At 53.1% G+C, this 20,699-nt stretch carries 19 protein-coding genes and 2 tRNA genes; 8 read left to right on the top strand and 13 right to left on the bottom strand.

Going from position 1 to position 20,699, the window contains the following annotated elements; all coding sequences use genetic code 11:
• Positions 1 to 110: 110 nt before the first annotated feature.
• The 6 genes from VMX96_07595 to VMX96_07570 all read right to left on the bottom strand — a co-directional run bounded on the left by VMX96_07595 (position 111) and on the right by VMX96_07570 (position 3,569).
• Complete coding sequence (locus VMX96_07595; protein ID HUU63759.1) at positions 111 to 506, bottom strand: gamma-glutamylcyclotransferase family protein; 396 nt, start codon at positions 504 to 506, stop codon at positions 111 to 113.
• 967 nt (positions 507 to 1,473) lie between these two features.
• Positions 1,474 to 1,719, bottom strand: coding sequence for a hypothetical protein (locus VMX96_07590; protein HUU63758.1), 246 nt, complete (start codon positions 1,717 to 1,719; stop codon positions 1,474 to 1,476).
• A gap of 71 nt (positions 1,720 to 1,790) precedes the next feature.
• Complete coding sequence (locus VMX96_07585; GenBank protein HUU63757.1) at positions 1,791 to 1,925, bottom strand: NINE protein; 135 nt, start codon at positions 1,923 to 1,925, stop codon at positions 1,791 to 1,793.
• A gap of 523 nt (positions 1,926 to 2,448) precedes the next feature.
• Positions 2,449 to 2,853, bottom strand: a complete 405-nt coding sequence (locus VMX96_07580; GenBank protein HUU63756.1) for a hypothetical protein — start codon at positions 2,851 to 2,853, stop codon at positions 2,449 to 2,451.
• 532 nt (positions 2,854 to 3,385) lie between these two features.
• Positions 3,386 to 3,471 (bottom strand) — tRNA-Tyr (locus tag VMX96_07575).
• 26 nt (positions 3,472 to 3,497) lie between these two features.
• Positions 3,498 to 3,569 (bottom strand) — tRNA-Thr (locus tag VMX96_07570).
• A gap of 800 nt (positions 3,570 to 4,369) precedes the next feature.
• Between VMX96_07570 and VMX96_07565 the strand changes: the two genes are divergently transcribed.
• The 3 genes from VMX96_07565 (at position 4,370) to VMX96_07555 (ending at position 7,424) form a co-directional block, all read left to right on the top strand.
• Positions 4,370 to 5,653 (top strand): adenylosuccinate synthase, encoded by a 1,284-nt coding sequence (locus VMX96_07565; protein ID HUU63755.1) that lies wholly within the window; start codon positions 4,370 to 4,372, stop codon positions 5,651 to 5,653.
• A gap of 106 nt (positions 5,654 to 5,759) precedes the next feature.
• Entirely contained in the window at positions 5,760 to 6,971 is a 1,212-nt protein-coding gene (locus tag VMX96_07560) for an amino acid ABC transporter substrate-binding protein (GenBank protein ID HUU63754.1), read from the top strand.
• Positions 6,972 to 7,088: 117 nt separating this feature from the next.
• Complete coding sequence (locus tag VMX96_07555) at positions 7,089 to 7,424, top strand: hypothetical protein (GenBank protein ID HUU63753.1); 336 nt, start codon at positions 7,089 to 7,091, stop codon at positions 7,422 to 7,424.
• Positions 7,425 to 7,592: 168 nt separating this feature from the next.
• On the opposite strand, the gene VMX96_07550 is transcribed toward VMX96_07555, so the two are convergent.
• The 6 genes from VMX96_07550 to rpsO form a co-directional block, all read right to left on the bottom strand.
• Positions 7,593 to 7,850, bottom strand: coding sequence for a hypothetical protein (locus tag VMX96_07550; GenBank protein HUU63752.1), 258 nt, complete (start codon positions 7,848 to 7,850; stop codon positions 7,593 to 7,595).
• Between the two features lie 247 nt (positions 7,851 to 8,097).
• Entirely contained in the window at positions 8,098 to 8,988 is an 891-nt protein-coding gene (gene dapA / locus VMX96_07545; protein ID HUU63751.1) for a 4-hydroxy-tetrahydrodipicolinate synthase, read from the bottom strand.
• Entirely contained in the window at positions 8,988 to 10,007 is a 1,020-nt protein-coding gene (locus VMX96_07540) for an aspartate-semialdehyde dehydrogenase (GenBank protein ID HUU63750.1), read from the bottom strand. Before VMX96_07540 ends, dapA begins: the two co-directional genes overlap by 1 nt.
• Positions 10,008 to 10,011: 4 nt before the next feature.
• Entirely contained in the window at positions 10,012 to 10,803 is a 792-nt protein-coding gene (dapB, locus tag VMX96_07535; protein ID HUU63749.1) for a 4-hydroxy-tetrahydrodipicolinate reductase, read from the bottom strand.
• Between the two features lie 25 nt (positions 10,804 to 10,828).
• Positions 10,829 to 13,057, bottom strand: coding sequence for a polyribonucleotide nucleotidyltransferase (locus VMX96_07530; GenBank protein ID HUU63748.1), 2,229 nt, complete (start codon positions 13,055 to 13,057; stop codon positions 10,829 to 10,831).
• Between the two features lie 16 nt (positions 13,058 to 13,073).
• A complete protein-coding gene (gene rpsO / locus VMX96_07525; protein ID HUU63747.1) occupies positions 13,074 to 13,337 on the bottom strand; it encodes a 30S ribosomal protein S15 in 264 nt (87 codons plus the stop codon).
• Between the two features lie 139 nt (positions 13,338 to 13,476).
• Here rpsO and VMX96_07520 point away from each other — a divergent pair, with 139 nt between their 5' ends.
• The 5 genes from VMX96_07520 to VMX96_07500 all read left to right on the top strand — a co-directional run bounded on the left by VMX96_07520 (position 13,477) and on the right by VMX96_07500 (position 19,395).
• A complete protein-coding gene (locus tag VMX96_07520; protein ID HUU63746.1) occupies positions 13,477 to 13,644 on the top strand; it encodes a hypothetical protein in 168 nt (55 codons plus the stop codon).
• A 187-nt stretch (positions 13,645 to 13,831) separates the two neighbouring features.
• Entirely contained in the window at positions 13,832 to 15,571 is a 1,740-nt protein-coding gene (locus tag VMX96_07515) for an NAD(P)/FAD-dependent oxidoreductase (protein ID HUU63745.1), read from the top strand.
• 286 nt (positions 15,572 to 15,857) lie between these two features.
• Positions 15,858 to 17,126: a 4Fe-4S dicluster domain-containing protein gene (locus tag VMX96_07510; GenBank protein ID HUU63744.1), complete on the top strand. Its 1,269-nt coding sequence runs from the start codon at positions 15,858 to 15,860 to the stop codon at positions 17,124 to 17,126.
• A gap of 539 nt (positions 17,127 to 17,665) precedes the next feature.
• Positions 17,666 to 19,078: a CoA-binding protein gene (locus VMX96_07505; GenBank protein HUU63743.1), complete on the top strand. Its 1,413-nt coding sequence runs from the start codon at positions 17,666 to 17,668 to the stop codon at positions 19,076 to 19,078.
• 119 nt (positions 19,079 to 19,197) lie between these two features.
• Positions 19,198 to 19,395: a hypothetical protein gene (locus VMX96_07500; protein ID HUU63742.1), complete on the top strand. Its 198-nt coding sequence runs from the start codon at positions 19,198 to 19,200 to the stop codon at positions 19,393 to 19,395.
• Positions 19,396 to 19,440: 45 nt separating this feature from the next.
• Here VMX96_07500 and VMX96_07495 read toward each other — a convergent pair whose 3' ends face one another.
• The gene (locus VMX96_07495) at positions 19,441 to 20,481 is read right to left on the bottom strand and encodes a hypothetical protein (GenBank protein ID HUU63741.1); all 1,041 of its coding nucleotides are present in this window, start codon (positions 20,479 to 20,481) and stop codon (positions 19,441 to 19,443) included.
• Positions 20,482 to 20,699 lie beyond the last annotated feature (218 nt).

Raw genomic sequence — 20,699 nt, 5'->3', positions numbered from 1 at the left:
CAGCAGTTTCGGAATATGTTATCGTGCTAGGGGTAGTTACAAAATTGCAGCGTGAGGTCGTGCAGGCAGGACAGGCATTTTGTTATATTAGCGCATATATATCATTATCGTTAGACAATTCCCCAATCCCTGTAGCCCTGCTGGATAACAGCGAGGTATTCCGGTGAGGGTTTGGTTTCTTCCGAATGTTCTCGCATGATGTAGGTTACAACCTCCACCGCTTCACCAAGCTCGGCAAATACGGTTTTAGACCTCCGTTCATATTTCGCCCCTTCGTATATATCCAGTTTCGCCAGACAGCCCTCTGACACTTCGTAGACAGCACCGATAACCTTCTCCCCTTTAGATAGCTTGATGCTGGCGACCCCTCCGTGCCAGTTCCTCGACCAGCCGGCAAATATTAACTGGTGATTGGGCAGGGTGGCGGTGAACTTGGGCTGGCTCCCGGGGCAGCGTTCCGACATCTGCCTGCGATTTAGATTTGAGGCATACGCAAAGTAATGCACTCTATCCCCTCCCGCACCGTATAGCTCGCTTATTGCCGATGCTCTTCATCGTCTCTAACCCCAGACGCCCATTGGTTAAAATTTTTCTCACAGCTGCAAAGCACATGCTGCACCGAAGTGTTACAGCACCGCTGGATATTGGATAGACTGGACAATACTGCTGCCTGATGCAATTGTATTAAAATCACAATCTCTTATATGGTGATTGACCGGAACTGAACGTACCTTTTAGAGTGAGAAAGGGTTAGATTTTTCGCTATTTAACCAGGGCGTATCGACGCTGACGATTAAATCAAGGTTGTCGCTGATAATTTGTATCCCCACCACATTAAGTTATAGAACTCTGAAATTACCCCTTAAGCCGTTGAAATTTGATGCGTTTGGGGCGATTCAAGGACGGGGGCGACAGATAAATTAATTAAATGCGCGTGGCACCCTAATTTGGGGCCGCGGGGACAATCCCGGTAAGCTACCTGTATGGTGGCGGGGGTAGGATTCGAACCTATAAAGCCTGTCGGCGGCAGATTGACGGTCTGCTCAGACGTATCTAAATTGCTTAACAAAATGACTGCCTCCCAGATAGCGGAGTTAAGCAATTTAAGCAAACCATACATCTCCCAGGTTAAGCAAAGAAAGCATCCACCGTCCGGAAAATTGCGCCTGGCGCTAACGGATTACTATTATATCACCAACAGGGGGAAGAGTGTAGCTAATATGCATAGTGCAATTGACCTCTTTCCAAAAATAGAGGGTAAATAGCACATCGCTGGAAACTATAAACAGGTTTTATAAACCCTTTTTGACAAAGGCTATTCCTGCTATAGGGCTAACCACAATGCCTGGCACAATAAACGACTACATTAACTCGTGGGATTGCTCTCCAGGCGGTAAAAATGCTTACTTCCGAGCGATAAGGGTGTTCTATAACTGAACAGGCTATTCAGTCACTAAGCCCTATCCCCCCAACCTAAAAAGCAGGTAAGAAATACAAATTAGTAGGTCTTAGCTTCATTATAATACTGGCTGCCAATAGTATTACTCCCAGAGCCACTCCCCCATCCCCAACTCCCATGAAAACTCCAGAGTCAATGTTAATATCATATATTTGGCCAGTCCAACTATCAGCTCCTACAAGGCTTGCTGTACCTGCCGCAACCAGAAGAACACCGATGACCATCAGGATGACAAGTAGAATGCGACCTACTACCCACATAGTTTATTCCTTCGACCTCCTCGCAGCGATTTCTAAAAGCACTTCTTCCCGTACCTCACCCTCTTTAAGCCTCAACGCAGATGGTATGAAGAAAGCGTAGACCAAAGCCCAAATAAAAACCCTACAAGCGTGAGAAACATGCCGACTGCTCTGCCGTAGTCACCTAGATAGAACCTATGAGCTCCAAATATATCTAAAAACCACAGAATCTATGTAGCTGCAGCGCTGGGCTTTGATACCCCGCTTAAAGGTTTTTTGGGCAAAACCATAGGTCACCATACTTCCTGAGCCGATATTCTTTTTTGTGTGAATCCTCAGTCTTGCCCGTATGTGATTGTGGCTATCTGCAGGAAGTGCCTGGCGAAACGCTCACATTTACGGTAACACAAGATGCGCCATTTGTCTGTCGGGAAAGTCTGTATTTTTTGTGGGGAAAGTCTGTATTTTTTTATGTGGGGAAATCCCTGACAATATTTTGGTTTTTTGTAGGGAGGCTTTGACACACGTCAATACCGTAGTAAGGGCTGTCAGGCTCAAGGATGCGGGTTGGCTGGATGCGGGCTGGTGGCAGCCTCATAGGTGCAACAGTGGAGCTGTGGATGCCTATCACAAGGTGACTAGTATGCTTTTTATAGCTAAGGCGGCATTAAGGTAGGTTGCATGGGGTATGAAAAGAGGGGCCACCCATTTTCGGTTTTCGGATAGCCCTTCGCAATAAACCTGGTGGACCTACATTCGGCGATGCCGAGCTATGCAAACCTGAGCTAGGTATCCAGCTACTCTTTCCCGCTTCTCAACATCGCCTGCTTGCACATACCAAATGCAGCTTGGCTCCCCGTGCCAGCCATTTTCTGTAGTAGCATCAGCAAGTTCGGAAACACCTGCTCGGTCTGCCCATTTCTTATTGGTATCTATAACCAATGACTGTTTTGCTTTCCTCCATCCAGCAGAGGCAAAATTCCTTGTAGAATAAAACGACCATCCAATATCTGTTTTCCATTCATGGAGTGTTACCTGGCGATGAACCCTTCTCTCGATTCGATTAGCAATTATTTCGCAGAGTTCATGAGCTTTAGAATGTTCCCAAATATACTTCTCATACTTGAGCAGTACACGACTTATTTCGTCCTCCAATTACTAAACACCTCATATTATGATGTGGTGAGCATACTCCTGGGGAGCATAGGCTGTCAATGCTGTGGGTAAAAATATAAGGGGCTACACATACTCGGGTAGCCACCTATAATCTGCCTAGATAGTCGCATGCGCATAGGCAGAATCAATTTGTAACGCTATGGAACTCATAATTCCTTAAATGTTCCGATAACGATTGAATTCTTGCTCGTCTGTATTTTAACAAAGCCACCTCGCTTCCCACTGCTACGCTTCTTCTTTGGCTTCCGGAATCTGAAAGCTGATACTCCAGGAGAAGTAGTGAATAAGATGCTGCCTCACCGGTTCCCCAAGTCTCAATTATATCGGACTCGGATATAAAATGCTGTAGGCTATCATTTTGATAGAGGCCAATCGAATGAACATATCCCCCAATGGCAATAGAAGCATAGGATGAACTGGGGAATGTTGGCTCTGATGGGGTTAGTGTGGGAGTTGGAGTTGGGGTGGGAGGGAGCAATGCCAAAAGTTAAGCAAACTGTTAGGCAAAATATGGTGGCGGGGGTAGGATTCGAACCTACGAAGCCTGTCGGCGGCAGATTTACAGTCTGCTGGTTTTAGCCACTCACCCACCCCGCCTCCCCGTTTCGCCATGCACATAACACAGCCCGAGAGCGGATTCGAACCGCTACCCTGCCGATTACAAGTCGGCTGCGCTACCGTTGCGCCACTCGGGCATTCTTTTTAACTTGAGGGGCTATAAAGTAGTGTGCTGTATTTATTGCAATACGATTTTGACTAAGTAAAGTTATCACCTTTAAGTATCGTTGTCAATATGGTTTTTCCGCCCCGGTACACTAGTACTGGCGCTATCGCTGGCCTATTGTGGGTGTCGTTGCCACAGAATACAGCTATGGACATTTCCAGGTTTACCTTGTAACACGGGCGTTCGATTTGATGTACAGATCCTCGGACGGCCAACAGTCGGGCACGTTGGTCAGAGTAGTTACTGCCCATTTGTAATTCTTACCTGATATAGGCTTCGGCCTCGCCGGACGTGGCAATCCCCGGGATAGTATTCCAATGTGAGGATTGTTTCACGGCGCTCGCAAGATTTTGGAAAGGAGGAACTTGTATTTTTCCACCCACCCGCCCTGACATGTTTTTCTTGGGGGACACCCCCAAACCCCTGCCAGAGGGGATTCCCCTCCGGACTCCCCTTTGTAGGAAGAAAATGAGAAGAAACCTGTCTATTACCACCCACCTTTTAGGCACTTGGGCTGACTCATCACAGAGTTGATCGTGAGGGCAGATGAAGCGAAATCCACGCTGCCATGTTTCACCTATCTACCTGAGGGGCTAATATTGGTTTCTCCTGGTGTGCCCCCTTATCAAAAGGGTGCCCGTCTGTTATACTGCGTGGTCGGGTGGGCGTAGTTATGAGTTCTAAAGAGTGGGAGGGCGTGGTGGGGAGATCAGAAAAGGATAAGAATAGAGCGCTCACCGGGTATTTAGAGGAGATAGGTAGGAGGATGTCATGCCGGTAATCGCTGTTATTGGGGGGCAATGGGGTGACGAGGGGAAGGGTAAGATCGTAGACCTATTGGCGGAAAAGGCGAACATGGTAGTTCGTTTCTCCGGGGGGAGCAATGCTGGCCATACCGTGATTAATCCATATGGCGAGTTCAAGATGCACCTTATTCCCTCGGGTATTTTCCATAGAGGGGTTAACTGCATTATCGGCAACGGTGTGGTAATAGACCCTGCCGTGCTCTTCGAAGAGGTCGAAGCGCTGAAGAGGCAGGATATATCAATGGACAGGCTTTTTGTGAGCGACCGCGCTCACCTGATAATGCCCTATCACCTCCTGATTGATGGACTGGAGGAGGAATCGCGCGGCAGTGGAGCGATAGGGACTACCAGGAGGGGGATCGGCCCTGCCTATATGGATAAGGCGGGCCGGCTGGGGATACGCGCCGGTGACCTTCTGGATAAGGGCGCCTTTCTGGAGAGGCTTAGCTTGGTGCTAGAGCAGAAGAACCGTATCCTAACCCGGGTCTTTGACTCTGAGCCGCTGGTGCTGGAGGAGGTCTATGAAAAGTACTGCCATTATGGTGAGCTCTTTGCTCCCTTCATCAGGGAAACCGATCTAATGGTACAGGAGGCTCTGGAGAGAAAGGATAAGATCTTGCTTGAGGGGGCACAGGGAACCATGCTCGATGTTGATTTCGGCACCTACCCCTATGTTACCTCCACCACCACCATGGCGGGGGCTGCTTGCTCCGGAGTGGGACTCAGCCCGCTGAAGCTCGATGGCATCGCTGGAGTGTTTAAGGCCTATACTACGAGGGTAGGGAGCGGTCCCATGCCCACGGAGCTTCTGGACGAGACCGGGGAGCTGATTCGCCAGCATGCCCATGAGCGCGGCACCACCACCGGGCGTCCACGACGCTGCGGCTGGTTCGATGGGGTGGTGGGTGGCTTCAGCGCCCGCGTAAATGGCTTTTCCTCATTTATCCTCACCCGCCTGGATATACTCAGTATCCTGTCCTCCATGAAAATATGTATCGCCTATCGGATTGAGGGAAAGACCATTACCAGCCCCCCCTCCAGCGTGGCCGAGCTGGCGAGGTGTGAGCCGGTATATGAGGAGCTTCCCGGATGGAAAACAGACATCAGCGACATCCGCCGCTTTGAGGACCTGCCAGTGGAGGCTCGCAAATATGTGGAGAGGCTGGAGGGGCTGCTTGGTTGCCCCGCAAGCATCATCTCCGTGGGGGAGCGGCGGGAACAGACGATAATGGTGAGCGAGCTATTTTGAGCGGTCGACCCAGCCGCGGTTTAAAGCCGTTGCGCATCATGCTGAGGTGGTCTTATAATGAATAATATTAGTTTGGATACTGTTTTTCGAAAGGAGCGAAGCTGTGTTGGGTCGCAGAGTCAAAGTCGCTTTGATACTGGTAGCCCTGCTGCCGCCGGCGCTTGCTGGCTGCGCCGGTGAAGGGCCGGAGCCGGTACTGTTCGGCTGTGCGCTGAGCCTGAGCGGCGAGCTTGAGGAAACGGGCAGCCTCTATCTAGAGGGGTATGAACTGTGGAAGGAGAGGGTGAATTCAGGGGGCGGTATATCGATAGGTGGCGAGAGCTACCAGGTCGACATACTATATTACGATGATGAGAGCGACACCCAGCAGACCGGCGAGCTGGTGGAGAAGCTCATCACCGAGGATGGGGTAGATTTCCTCTTAGGCCCCTACGGGAGCAGTGCCAACCTCGAAGCGGCTGCGGTGGCGGATGAATACGGTGTACCCATGGTTCAAGGCGGGGGCGCCGCGGAGGAAATCTTCACTTCGGGCTTCGAGTACGTCTTCGGGCTGCTGAACCCAGCCAGCGATTATTTTGACAGCATCCTGGAATGGGGGACCGGCATCGAACCGGGGCCGAATACGGTGGCCATAGTATCTGCGGATGACGTATTCTCTTTAAGTGCCGCTGAGGGGGCGGAGCAGTATGCCGGGGAACTGGGATACGATGTGATCTCATTTGCCACATTCGAGCAGGAGGGCGACCTGCCCGGTATTCTGGGTAACCTTACAGATGATGATCCGGATATGGTGCTCTTCTCCGCACACTTCGAGGAGGCGTTGTCCTTCGTCGAAACTGCCAAGGATGTGGGGTTAAGCCCCGAAATGTTCGGTATCACCGTGGCACCCTCAGACCCTGCTTTCGTCGATGATCTGGGGGCCGATGCCGATTACGTATTCGGCACCTCACAGTGGGTACCTGACGTGTCCTATAATGGCTCCGTCTTCGGAAGCGCTGAAGGCTATGCCCAGCTTTTCCAGCAGGAGTACGGAAGGGAGCCGGATTACCACTCGGCTGCTGCCAGCGCCTGCGGGGTGAGCTATCAGCTCGCCCTGGAGGAGGCAGGTTCGCTTGACCGTGATGATGTCAGAGATGCGCTGGGAGCACTAGATGCCGAGACCTTCTACGGGCGAATTAATTTTGGCGCTGATGGAAGGATAGCCTATTGCCCCATGGTGGCAGTTCAGATTCAAGATGGAAATATCGTTATCATTTTCCCGGAGAGCCTTGCAACCGGTTCGGCGTCGTATCCTGCTCCGGGGGATGGCACGCCATAATGGTGAGCTAGCCGCTATGAACATTTTAAACGTTTAAAAAAGGGTTGAAAACTTCTGAGCGCCGCCTCAGCACGGCCGGCGACCTGTGGTCGGCCTCAGTTTTGGGAGGGAGTTGAGATGAAGATGGAATACGTTCACCAGGAGCTTGGTAAGGATGTAAATGCCCTGGCGGGGTACTATACTCCAATGAATGAGCTGAGGCTGGAGCACGATGGGAAAGAGGCGCTTTGTATAACCGGGCTCGGGGTTATTGAATCCAGTTGCTGTGGCACCGGTGGCTGCGCCTATGCTATTGTGCCCGGATACATTGTAAACTGGAAATATAGGGTCAACGATACAGGTATGCCGGTTTCCGAGGTGGAGCCGGTCGCCGATAAGGAAGCGAGGCGGGAGATTACGGCCATTCTCCAGGAGGGGCAATACGTCCAGAACCAGAACGTAGAATTCTGGTAAAATAACGGCGCTTTGAGGATTTACCAAGAGCGGCGCTCACCTATTATATGGAGGGGCTTGAGGAGTTATTTAGTTGCCCTGCTAGCATAATCTTCGTAGTGAGCAGTGGGAGCAGACCATAATGGTGAGCGAGTTCGTTAACCCGCTTAGGCGTTTGCGCAGTTATCTTTAATCTGGAGGCTGGTCTAGCTTCCCGAATTCAAGCGCCTTTATAAGGATCTCAGTAACTCTGAGGTCGCCTAGAACCTTGCCTTCGTTATCCAGCACGGGAATAATGGCATCTCCACAGGCGATCATTCGCTCTAAGGCATCCTGTATAGTGTCGCTTACCTTGACACCGAAGTAGCGCCAATCGCCGCGTGCCAGGTCTTTCGCCCTTGTGGCAAATGCGAGATGAATGATCTCCCCAGTAGATCCCTTTTCCACTCCTAACTTTCCGAAAAGTTGAAAATATAACCACTTTAGGAGATCGGCACGCCTAATCGTCCCGGCGAATCTTTGATGCGAATCCACAAGAAAAATCGCCCGAAGTTCTGGCTCTTGGGCGAGTCTGGCGACGACTTCCTGTAATGGTGTCCCTTCGGGCACAGATAGCGAGGCCGGCTCGCTGAGATGGTAAACCTATTCGACTAGGATTGGCTTCATCGGAACTATACCTTGTGGGGGCGGACCCTCAAACTTTTAGGTCGATGCGGTAGTTTTTGAGCGTCGCCTCGATGGTAGCCGCCGACTTCTCGTCGGGCTCGGTGAGGGGCAGGCGAGGATTGCCCACACTGAATCCCACATGGTTCAGGGCGTATTTGATGGGGATGGGGTTGGAAACGACGAAGAGGGCGTTTATCAGGGGAAGCAGGCGATGATGAATCGCCGCTGCCTCTTTCATATTGCCGCTAACCAGCTTCTGGAGCATATCCTGCATCTGATTGCCCACCAGGTGTGAGACCACGCTTATAACCCCGTAGCCACCCATGGCCATGATGGGAAAGGTATCGCCATCGTTGCCGCTATAGACCAGGAAATCCTTACCGGTACCATCGATGATCTTGGCAATCTGGCCCAGGTTGCCGCTTGCCTCCTTGATACCAACTATATTATCGACCTGACTCAGCCTGATCACGGTATCTGGTGCCAGGTTGGTGACGGTGCGGCTGGGCACGTTGTAGAGGATGCAGGGCAGTGAGGTGCTTTGGGCGATGGCCTTGAAATGGGCGTACAGCCCCTCCTGGGTTGGCTTGTTGTAATAGGGCACTACCAGCAGTATGGCGTCCACGCCGACCCGCTCCGCCGCTCTGGTCATCTCCACGCCTTCCCTGGTGCAGTTGCTTCCCGTGCCGGCCATCACCGTCCCTCTTGCCCCCACCGTTTCCTTCACCGTGGCGAATAGTTTAAGTTGCTCTTCATCGGTCAGCGTGGGGCGTTCCCCCGTTGTGCCGGAAACCAGCAGCCCGTCGCTCCCCGAGTCCAAGAGCGCTAGGGATAGGCGCTTCATCTGCTCATAGTCAACCCTGCCTTCTTCATCGAAGGGGGTTACCATAGCGGTGAGCAGTCTGCCCAGCTCAGTCATCATATCCAGCTCCTCTCCACCGCTATCTCCGCGATCTGGATGGCATTGAGGGCAGCCCCTTTTCTGAGGTTATCGGCAACCACCCATATGACCAGGCCACGATCGTTGGAGGCATCACGGCGTATGCGTCCCACGAATACCTCGTCCGAGCCCGCGACAGACCAGGGCTGGGGATAGAGGCTAATATTGGGGTCATCGAGCACCCTGACCCCGGGTGCCTCGGCGAGGATGCGCCGCGCTGTGTCAGGGGACATCGGCTCGCTAAATTCGATATGGATAGCCTCACTGTGACCGATGAATACGGGAACCCGCACACAGGTAGCCGAAATGGCTATATTCTCGGCATGCATGATCTTCTTACTTTCCTCTACCAACTTCCACTCTTCCTTGGAGTAACCATTGTCCAGGAAGAGGTCGATCTCTGGCAGTACGTTGAATGCGATCTGGTGGGGGTAGACATGGGGCACCACGCTGCGTCCCTCCAGCACAGCCCTGGCTTGCTCGCTTAGTTCCTCCAGGGCGGCAGCACCGGTACCCGAAACCGCTTGATAGCTATCAACGATGAAGCGCTTGATGGGATTGACCCTGTGCAGGGGGTAGAGAGCTACCACCAGCTGAATGGTGGAACAGTTTGGGTTGGCGATGATCCCACTATGATTCTTTATGTCGTCGGCATTGACCTCGGGAACCACCAGGGGAACATCGGGCTCCATCCTGAAGGCAGCGCTATTATCGATGACCACTGCCCCCGATTGCGCCGCGATGGGGGCGAAGTGGTGGCTGATTTCAGAGCCGGCGGAGAACAGTGCGATGTCTATTCCATCAAAAGACTGTGGCGTGGTCTCCTTAACCTCTATCTCCTCATCATCGACGGTGAGCCTGCGTCCTGCGGAGCGGTCCGAGGCGAAGAGTTGAAGTGAGCTCATGGGGAAATTGCGCTGCCCCAGCACCTTGATAAACTCCTGCCCCACCAGTCCGGTGGCGCCCACTATGGCAACGTTGCATTTTTTTATTACCATATCCCTATAATCCTAGCAGTTTCTCAAGGCCATAGACAAGCCCCTTATTTTTTACCACATGTTTTACTGCCATGACAACCCCTGGCATGAACGACTCGCGGCTTATCGCGTCATGACTAATGCTCAGAGTCTGCCCCGTTGCCCCCAGGATCACCTCCTGATGTGCTAAATACCCGGGAAGACGTACGCTATGCACGCTGATTCCATCGACCTGCCCGCCGCGGGTGCCACTGAGGATCTCCTTCTTCAGCGCGGGATATAAAAAGGGCTCTCCCCGTGTCTCCACCATCGCCCGTGCAGTGGCCAGGGCGGTGCCCGATGGAGCATCGGCCTTACCCTCATGGTGCTTTTCGATGACCTCGGCGTAATCGAAATATCTGGCTGCCAGTTTCGCCATATGGATCATCAGAACCGCCCCTAGGGAGAAGTTAGGGGCTACCACTGCGCCGATATCGTTCTGGTGAGTTAACCTTTCGATCTCGTCAAGGTCCTCCGGTGATAGGCCGGTGGTGCCGATAACCAGATTAACGCCGTGCCCGCCGGCGAGGCGCACTGCAGGCATGGTAGCATCCCTGATGGTGAAATCCACCATCACATCGGGCCTTGTTTGTGAAATGATGGTCTCCAGGTCTCGAGAGGAAGGGATCTTGCCGGATTCGTCGGGAAGGGGCAGGTGCTCTCGATCTGCCTTCAAATCAACCGCGCCCACTGCCTCTAGCTCCGTATCGGAGCACAGGGCTCGCAGAACCTCACACCCCATCCTCCCCTCGGCACCATGAACCAGTACCCTTATCATCGTTGGATAAGACCTCGCTACCCGATTACCTCTGGGGAGGTTTCCTGCCTCTATCTGGAAAACGCCGCGGCGGCCCTCCTCCGGGTCTTCGCTCCAGATTACCGCCCCGGGACCGAGGGGGAGGATTATATGATTTTCCGGGAAAGCCTGGTGCCGCGGTATCCTTCACCATGTCCGTCTTTGAGAGCCCCTGAAGTACGGCGCGGCGGGAGAGGTTTACCCGCCCCATGCGGTCGATCTCGGTGACCATGACCGTAATCTCATCGCCCACCTTGACCACATCCTCAACGCTGGGCACCCGGTAGTCGGCAAGCTCGCTGATATGGACCATCCCCTCCTTGCCGTGGAGGATCTCCACGAAGGCGCCGATGTTGATCACCCGGGTCACCTTCCCGGTGTACGTAGCGCCAACCTCTATATCCCGGGTCAAATCCTCGATGATCTTGATCGCCTTCTGTGCCCCCTCCTCGCTGGTGGAGCCGATAATTACAGTGCCATCATTTTCAACGTCTATGGTAGCCTTAGTCTCCTCGGTGATAGACCTTATCATCTTGCCCCCGGGGCCGATGACGGTACCGATCTTAGCGGGGTCAATGGTTATCTTGTACATCCGGGGGGCATATTTGCTGAGCTCGGGGCGACTGGAGCTTATGGTCTGGCTCATCTTATCCAGGATGAAGCGGCGGGCATCGTTGGCCTGCTTAATCGCGTTCTCGATAACCTGGTAGGGGATCCCTTTGAGCTTGATGTCCATTTGGAGGGCGGTGATCCCCTGGGCCGTTCCCGCCACCTTGAAATCCATATTGCCATAGGCATCTTCCAGCCCCTCGATATCGGTGAGCAGGACAAATTTATCATCCTCGGCGATAACCCCCATGGCCACCCCAGCTACGGGTGCACTTATGGGAATGCCAGCATCCATAAGGGACAGGGCACTGGCGCACACGCTGGCCATAGAGGTGGAGCCATTGGAGGAGAGCGCCTCGGAGACCAGGCGGATAGTATAGGGAAAATCCACCTCACTGGGAAGCACGGGGGCAAGGGCCTTTGCCACCAGGGCACCGTGTCCGATCTCCCGTCGCCCCGGCCCAACCATACGTTTCACCTCGCCGTTGGAGTAAGGAGGGAAATTGTAGTGATGCAGGAAACGCTTGGTCTCTTCAGGGCTGATGGTATCGATAAGCTGCTCCTTTCTTACCGAGTCCAGCGTGGTGGTGGTGAGTACCTGGGTGCCTCCGCGGCTGAATAGCGCCGAGCCATGAGTGCGGGGTAGGAGGCCAACCTCACAGGAGATGGGACGAACCTCGCTCAACCCGCGACCGCCGACTCGAGCACCCCGCTCCAGGATTTGGGACCTCACCTCCCTGCGTAACAGGGAATCGAGGGCGGATTTAATCTCTTTAGAGGGGAACTTCTCCTCCAGCTCCCGGGAAAGCTCCTTCTTGATGGTGGCGAGTGCCTCCTCACGCTCCGCCTTCGGCCTGTAGACCAACTCCTTAAGCCTGCCTCCAGTAATGGCGGAGACCGCTTCCTCCACCTCAGGGTTTTCCTCGGTGGGCTTGAAATCCATCTTGGGCTTGCCACAGGCATCGATGATTTGCTGTTGTAGCCTGGTGATATCCAGATTCGCCTGCTGCCCGAACTTGATGGCATCAAGGATGAGCTGGTCGGGTATCTCCTTTGCTCCTGCCTCCACCATGACCAGTGCATCGCTGGTGCCGGCGACTACGAGGTTCAGAGAGCTACTGATCAGCTGGGTGAAGGTGGGATTGAGTACCAGCTCCCCATCGAGGCAACCGACACGTACCGCTCCCACTGGTCCCTCAAAGGGGATGGTGGAGATCGAGAGCGCTGCCGAGGCGCCAACTATGGCCAGCACGTCGGGGTCGTTCTCTTGATCCGCAGAGAGGACGGTGATAACCACCTGGATCTCGTTACGGAAGCCCTTGGGAAAGAGGGGGCGGAGCGAGCGGTCGGTGAGCCGGTCGGCGAGGATAGCATCCTGGCTGGGGCGGCTTTCCCTTCTGATGAAGCTCCCCGGGATCTTGCCAGCAGCATAGTGTTTCTCCTCATAGTCCACGGTCAAGGGGAGAAAATCGGCCCCCTCGCGTGGCTCGCTGGAGACGCAGGCGGTAGCCAGTATCAGGGTATCACCATACTGAACAGTGACCGAGCCACCAGCCTGGTTGGCAAGCCTTCCTGTCTCGATAATAAGGGAACGGTCGCCTAACAGACACTCAAAAATCTGCGGCATTGTCGGGTTAACCTCCTTACTTTCGGATACCGAGCCTTTTAATTACCGAGCGGTAACGCTGAGGGTCGATCCGGTTTAAATACGTTAGGTGTCGCTGCCGTTGCCCCACCATCATAAGAAGCCCGCGCAGGGAGTGATAATCGTGGCGGTGAACCCTCATGTGCTCGGTCAGGCGATTTATCCGCTCTGTAAGGAGGGCGACCTGAACCTCGGGGGAGCCGGTGTCCTCCTCGTGAAGTCGAAAATCCTCTATAATGGTCTGCCTTTTTTCCTTCTCCATTTCAGAATGAGCATTATAACATAATCAATGCACCATGTAAATAACCCCAAACCGGGTGGTTGTGGGAAAAGGTAAGATTGATTTAATTCATTCGCGATGATACACATACATGATAGAGTAGCGGTGATGTATAACGAGGGTGCTGGACGAGTACGTGGGATTGACTGCCGTGGAGCAGGGTGCTATCCTTAGCCAGCGCTATTGGGCACCGGACATGAATCCATCGATTGCTTTTATGGGAAATCACGATCCAACAGGTTATTACATGGCAATAGAGATGGGTGGCAGACTATATTTTGTGGGGTAAATTGCCCAAAGCCAGGGTAAAGGGTGTCAGTAATTGCTATGTGGTCTAGGGTGAGGGAGAGCTTCTGAGCCTTATAATTGGATTTTCTGGGGAATGGAGGCAATGGTTTTTTTCATATACCTGATTTTTGTTTTAGTTAGGGAAGAGTTAGTGCGGTAAGCTTGCCACTATTTAAGTTAAGGGGGATATGATGGCTGATGAGACCTTTGATGCAGTGATAGTTGGTGGCGGGAATAAGGCCCTGTTCCTTGCGATGTACCTGGTCAAGTATGCCGACATGAGTGTCGGTATACTTGAGCGGCGTCACGAGATCGGCGGGTGCCTGGCCACCGAGGAAATCGCAGCCCCAGGCTTTCGTGGTAATACCCACGCCTCGATACAGTTACCCTTCTACTACGTTCCCCTGTGGCGTGATTTCCCCGAGTTCTGGGACTACGGGGCCAAGATCGACCAGCACCTTTGCAGCGATGGAGCCGTATTTCGTAAAAATCAGAACTGCCTGGCAATCTACAGCGAGAAGTATGACATGAGCCAGGAGCGGACGGCGAAGGAAATCGCCCGCTTCTCGGAAAAGGATGCCGAGAAGTGGCTCAGGATGAGGAAAATGTGGCTCAGCCCAGAGTTCCAGCGCGTGCAGATGGATTACTTCTTCATGCCCGCGGAGGAGAAAGCCGATCCCAAGGTGCTGGAGAGGCAAATAGCGGTATACCCATTGCTGGTAGAGGTTGGGGCGGGCGTGGATCCGGACGCGCTGGTGCTCTCATCTCCCCACACGCGGAATGTGAAGGAGCTATGGGAAAGCCCGGAGGTGCAGTACTGTAACCTGAGGTTCGTGCTTTCCGGGGCGATAGATCCCACCCAACCGGGGCAAGGACAGTGGACTTTCGGCCTGGCAGCGATGTTGCCGTCGATAGCCTTCTGCCCCGGAGGAACCCACCAGGTAGCCCATGCCGCCCACAAGATACTGGTTCGCGATGGGGCAAAATTCTTCCTCGGAGCCGAGGTTGAGAAGGTTATCATCGAGAACGGCGAGGCTAAGGGCGTCCGCCTCAGCGATGGTAGTGAGATAAAGGCAAAAAAGCTCGTGGTGAGCACTTTAAATCCGCAGCAGCTTATATTCGACCTGATCGGCAGGGAGCATGTTGACGAGAAGCTGGCGCGCCGGGTGGAGCTTCTGGAAACCTCTTTCGGCTGCCTGATGTGGTATACCTTTGCCCTCCATGAGGCGCCAAGGTATGAGGCTGCCGCATTCAACCCCGACATCAATGACACATATTGGCTGGGGCTGGCGGAGGATCCAGACCCCGAGCATATCGCCAGGGAGGTCCATTATTCAAGGCTGGGCATGTTCCCTCCGAGCTTGGATGACTACTGCCCCACCGTGTGGTGCCACAGCCTGGCCGATCCCTCATACGCGCCGCCAGGTAAGCACGTCGCCAACAACGAGCAGCTCGGGCCACCAGCCAGCATGCACACCGAGCGGGAGTGGCTGGACATAAAAAAGCAGTACGCCGAAAACCTGATGACCCTGTGGCAGAGGCATGCCCCCAATATGACGTGGGACAACGTCATCGGGTGCGACTACAACTCTCCGTATGACCACCTGCGGATGAAGAACCTGATGCCCGACGGGTCGATAGGGGTCCTCGACCGCGTCACCCACCAGGTAGAGGACAAGCGGCCGACCCCGGAGCTGGCAAACCACAGGACCCCCATCAAGAACCTTTATGCCACCGGTGCTGCCTGGCACGTGGGTGCCAACTCAGGGGTGACCGAGGTGTACAGCTGCTACAAGATCATCGCCAAGGACATGAAACTGCCGGGGCCGTGGCAGGAACCGGGGAAAGAGGAGCCCGAGTCCCTTTATCAGCAATGGCTGATGATCCTTAAAAAGCTGGAGGAGTCGGGCAAGGCGACGGGTAGATAGCGCCGGTGCCGGTCGACCATAAAAAGGGCGAATGGGGGGCAATTTTATGACGCTCGGCGCACGGTGGCCCAGAATCTACTGGAGTGAGAGGACATCACCGCATTTCTATCGGATAGTTGATCTGCGAGCGGGTTTGGCGCAACAACGAACCGTATTTACTCTATGCTCGGAGAACCTATGAGGGGATTAAAACGCGGTAGAACGCCTAGACGCTATGGCACACGTAACCTCAAGAAGCCTTGATAGGTTGCAGAGAAGGCTAGACCAGCCACCACAGGGTGCTCCCATGTCGAAGACCCTCTTGAAGATACTGGAGATCCTGTTTACGGAAGGGGAGGCTGATCTTGTCTCTGTTCTTCCCATCAACCTTTTCACCGTCGAAGAGGCAGCCAAACTCTTCAAGAAGTCAAGCAATGAGACGAGAGTGATACTAAATACATTGGCTGATAAAGGCATCCTCTTCGATTTCGCCACCGGTGAAACACAGGCCTATATCCTTACACCCACAATGGCAGGATTCTTCGAATTCTCCTTGATGCGTTTGGATGGCCGTTTCGATAAGCAAGTGTTGTCTGAACTCTATTACCAGTATGTTAATACCGAAGGAGATTTCATACGAAAGATATTCTCCATTGAACCAAGCATACTGAGGGCCTTGGTGTACGAAGACACCATCGAAAAGGAAGACAGGGTGATTGTCCTCGATTACGAACGAGCCAGCCACATAATAGACACAGCTACCTGCATTACCGTGGGTATCTGCTACTGTCGCCATAAGATGGAGCATCTGGGGAAAGCCTGCAATAATCCACAGGAAGTCTGCCTCACCTTCAATAAGTCAGCGGAAAGCCTTGCCAAACACGGGATAGCCAGACAAATCAGCCAGAGGCAAGCCCACCGGATTCTCGAACAATGCATGGAACTGGGCCTGGTCCAAATCGGGGACAATGTCCAGGAAGGGGTCAACTGGATCTGCAATTGCTGCTCTTGTTGTTGCGAGGCTCTAGTTGCCTACAGAAAGCTGGGATACAACGCCAGGATCACCACCAACTTTGTCTCCGAGCACGGAGAGGAAGATTGCACGGGGTGCAGCGATTGCGTTGAACGGTGTCCCGTGGACGCCATCAAACTACGCGAAGACAGCAATGGTAGCAACTATGCCTGCGTTGATGCGACGAGGTGCATTGGTTGCGGTGTCTGTGTCAGGTTCTGCCCCAGCGGGAGCCGTATCATGGCAAGAAGGAAAGAGACTGCGTTTGTTCCGAAGGATACCTTTGAGCGCTTCATTCTGAGCGCCATTTCAACGGGAAGGCTGCAGAATGTGCTCTTCGATGATTATACGCTCTGGACGCATGATCTGTTGCGCCGCTTCTTGAGCGTATTCCTTTCTCTGGAACCGGTAAAAAGGCTACTGGCCCAGCGCCAGATCCGCTCAAGATTTCTCAATGCTCTGACCAAGATGGAATACTATACACTATTTGACAGGCTCTATAATCATGGGCAAACCACGGACTACTCTCATCCGGAACTGAGGCAGGGTACCGTTGATGGCTGAGGACTGCGACGGTGGACTAGCCCACCAGTGGTTGGCTCCCCCTCATTCGCTTTCTATCACTCTGAGGGAATAAAGCGATCGAAGAATCTTGCTCAGGGTAAACTCCGCGAAACAATCTCACCTTTACCCACCCACCCTGATACGTATTTATACTCCGATAAGTCATAGAGACCCCTGCCCCCGATTATATCGGGGGACTCCCCCCGTACATCTCTCCCTCGTATACCCTACTAGGCCGACAGGTCGGGGCACGACTGTGTCGGCCGACCTTCGGCCCCGACACTTTGGCCTAAACGGTGACTCCTCGGCCTAAATCGTCCGATAAATCGGACTCTCGCAAGGCGGAGGGATCCTCGCAATGACAGGGAAAAGCTGGCTAGCGGTGTGTATCGCCAATGTACCGGATAAGTGCAAATCCTTGCTATTGGGGGAGTTTCCAAGTAAAATAGGTATAGATGAATTAATGTGATTTAAAGTGCCTCTCCTGAAAAGGGGGAGGCACTTTTCCGAGAGGAACTAGCGAAAAGCTTAGATATAATATGACACTGGACTATATATTCCAGCCCCGCTCGATAGCGGTGGTTGGCGCGAGCATGGGCCCCTGGAACGCCGCTACCAATCTATTTTTAGATACCCTGGCCCAGTTCGGGTATAAAGGCGAAGTCTACCCGATCAATCCCAAGTGGGACGAAGTGTCGGGTCTGAAATCCTACCCCAACGTACGGGATGTCCCCGGACCGGTTGATCACGTTATCTCTCTTATTCCTGCGGAGGCAACTCGTCAGCTCCTCGAAGATTGCGTTGACAAGGGAGTGAATACTGTTCACCTCTACACCTCAGGCTTTGCCGAGACCGGTGAGGAAGATAGAAGTAGGCTCCAGGACGAGCTGGTCTCTATCGCCCGCAGCGGTGGCATCCGTATCATAGGCCCTAATTGTATGGGGATATACTATCCCCGCTCCGGTATCTCCTATTGCGCTGACTTCCCCCGGGAGCCGGGGAATGTGGGCTTCATCTCTCAGAGCGGAAGCTACTCGATCCTGGTGGTGCGGGGGGCAGCCGCACGGGGGGTGCGCTTCAGCAAGGTGGTGAGCTACGGGAACGCCAGCGACATCAGTGAAACCGACCTACTGGAATATCTGGCGCATGACCGGGAGACGGAGGTTATTGCTGCCTATATCGAGGGAACCAGGGATGGGAAGCGTCTGCGAAGGGTGCTTATTGAAGCGGCAGCGAAAAAGCCGGTGATTATTATCAAGAAAGGCGGCACCGCAGCAGGTAGCCGCGGTGCGCTCTCCCATACCGGGGCGCTGGCTGGAAATGACGCGATATGGGAAGCGCTACTAAGGCAGACCGGCGCCATCCGCGTGGAGGACTTAGAGGAGATGATTGACCTGCTGGTAACCTTCCAGTTCTTTCCCCTGCCCCGGGGGCGAAAGGTAGCTGTGGTGGGTCTAGGGGGTGGTGCCAGCGTACGGGCCTCAGACGAATGCGAGCGCGGAGGTCTTACCCTTCCCCCAGCTCCAGAGGCGCTGGTGACTGAGATTGAACGCATTGTCCCCGTGGCAGGCAGCATGCTGAGAAATCCCTTTGACTTGGGTAATTACCGCAATGACTGGGCTGCTGCAATAAAGCGCATTGATGGCTGGGCAGAGCCGGATATGTTTCTGTGGCAGATTGCTCCGGAGATCGAGCCTTTTATAGAAGGTTTCTATCGACAGTTCTGCAGAGAAGTGAGAGGCCGCATATTAGAGGCGTTCCACGGGCTGCAGAAGCCGGCCGCTGTTGTTGTCCATGGAGTAGAAGCTAGCTACGGCTTGGAGACTCTGGAGACCATGCGGACAATGTGCGCAGAGCGCAAGGTGCCCTTCTACCCTTCGGTTTACAGGGCGGCGCGGGCCATAAATAGATATGTGGAGTACCATGAAAGGCGCGGCAGGAAAAAACCATAGCTAGCTACCCTGGCGAAGCGGTCAGGGCGTGCGCGCCTTGATTCTTACCAGTTTTGGTTGACACCCTATTTTGATAGTTATATCCGCCATTTATGCAATTGGGGCTCGGAGGTATATCTATGAGGGAAGTCGTTAAACTAATTGGATTTATTTTACTCCTGATCGGCACTCTCGGTCTTCTAATAAATGAGTTTGCTTTTGATTGGGGGAGAGCTGCCACCGTAACATTCGCTGTTTTCAATATTGCGGGGCTTGCTAGTTTGGCTATTACCCAGGGGGGTATGAGAAAAGGACATAGAAGCATACATGGTAATTGAGCAGAACCCATGCTTTGATAACCTGGATGAAGTGCGAGTGTATAATCAGGTATTGCGGACAAGCTCGTGTACTGCGGTGCAGGTCAAAGCATTCTCTCGTCCAGCCAGGTTTAATGTTCCCGGGCCGACGGAGTAGAGTGAGATAATCGAAGGTTTCGCTTTAAAGGTCCGGATGAGGAATCTTACCAGCGGGTTGAAATCAGACAGAGGGTCTATCTTTTGAAAGACCTTCTCCAGACGCAGATTCATCTCCAGGGATAAATCTTCATCCTGAAGCTTCACTAGATGTGTCTGGGGAAGTTCCATCTGAGCCATCGGGTCGAACCTCATATCAGCTTTAGTAAGGCTCCATTTCTTGGTTTCTGATGTCATATAAAGCAGCTTGCCCGTATCGTAAATTATGAGGGGCTTTATTCTGGCATTATCGAATTTCTTACTCGTAACGATATCCGCAAAGATAATAGTATATTCCTCATCGTAGACCCTTCCCCAGTCCCAGTATGCTATAACGTCGAGGGGAGAGAAGTTTAACCAGTTGTGGTCGCGGTATCCCAGCCCATCGATACTGAGGGTTTCCTCCTTTGTTCTGAAGGTGCCCTTGGCTTTGCCACGTGGCTGCGGGACAACCCAATGCATACACTTCGTCTCGTCGCCAAAGCAAGCGTGGCTTTTGATGCCTTTAATTCCTGCATCGAGTTGCAGGTCCAGGGATTTCTCTCCGTTCTCGATATGAAGCTCGCAATGAGAAATATCTCCCCTAATGAAGTTTTTACCGATTTCAACCTCACAGACTTCGGTTGAAGACTTAAAGGATGAGTAGGGGAACTTCTCATCTATTTGGAGCTCAGTCCCGTCGGGCCTAACGTAGCTGGCCCTGACACCAGTCCTTACCCTTCGCGGCCGGGAAACATCGCCGGAAATATAGAACTGGCCTCTAATAATGCTCCCGTCTCCGTTCATTATGTCGAAGTACCACCACTCGATATAGTTCGGGTCCTCTATCGGATGCCAGGCATCGTCGGATTGGCCGATAGTTAGAGGCTCTGCGATCTCCCTAACGGTTTGTTCTTGGCAAATTACTTTCATAATCTCCCTCCTTCATGCACTTGGTTGTTTTACATAGAGGAAATTAATAATTGCACCAAAATTTAATAAGTAGGTTCTGTTTGCGTGAGTCATCAGCATCCTTAACACATATTAGCCGTGGACACTTTAGCTAGCTGGGCTGCCCCTGTCAAGCACCCGAACCGTGGAGGGGCGATTGCATGGATTGTGCCAATCGGCGAAACCGCATTTAGCAAATA

It is taken from the genome of Dehalococcoidia bacterium, assembly GCA_035528575.1.
Classification (GTDB): Bacteria; Chloroflexota; Dehalococcoidia; order E44-bin15; family E44-bin15; genus DATKYK01.
The sequence above is the reverse complement of the archived record's forward strand: the minus strand, read 5'-3'. Positions and strand labels throughout refer to the sequence as shown.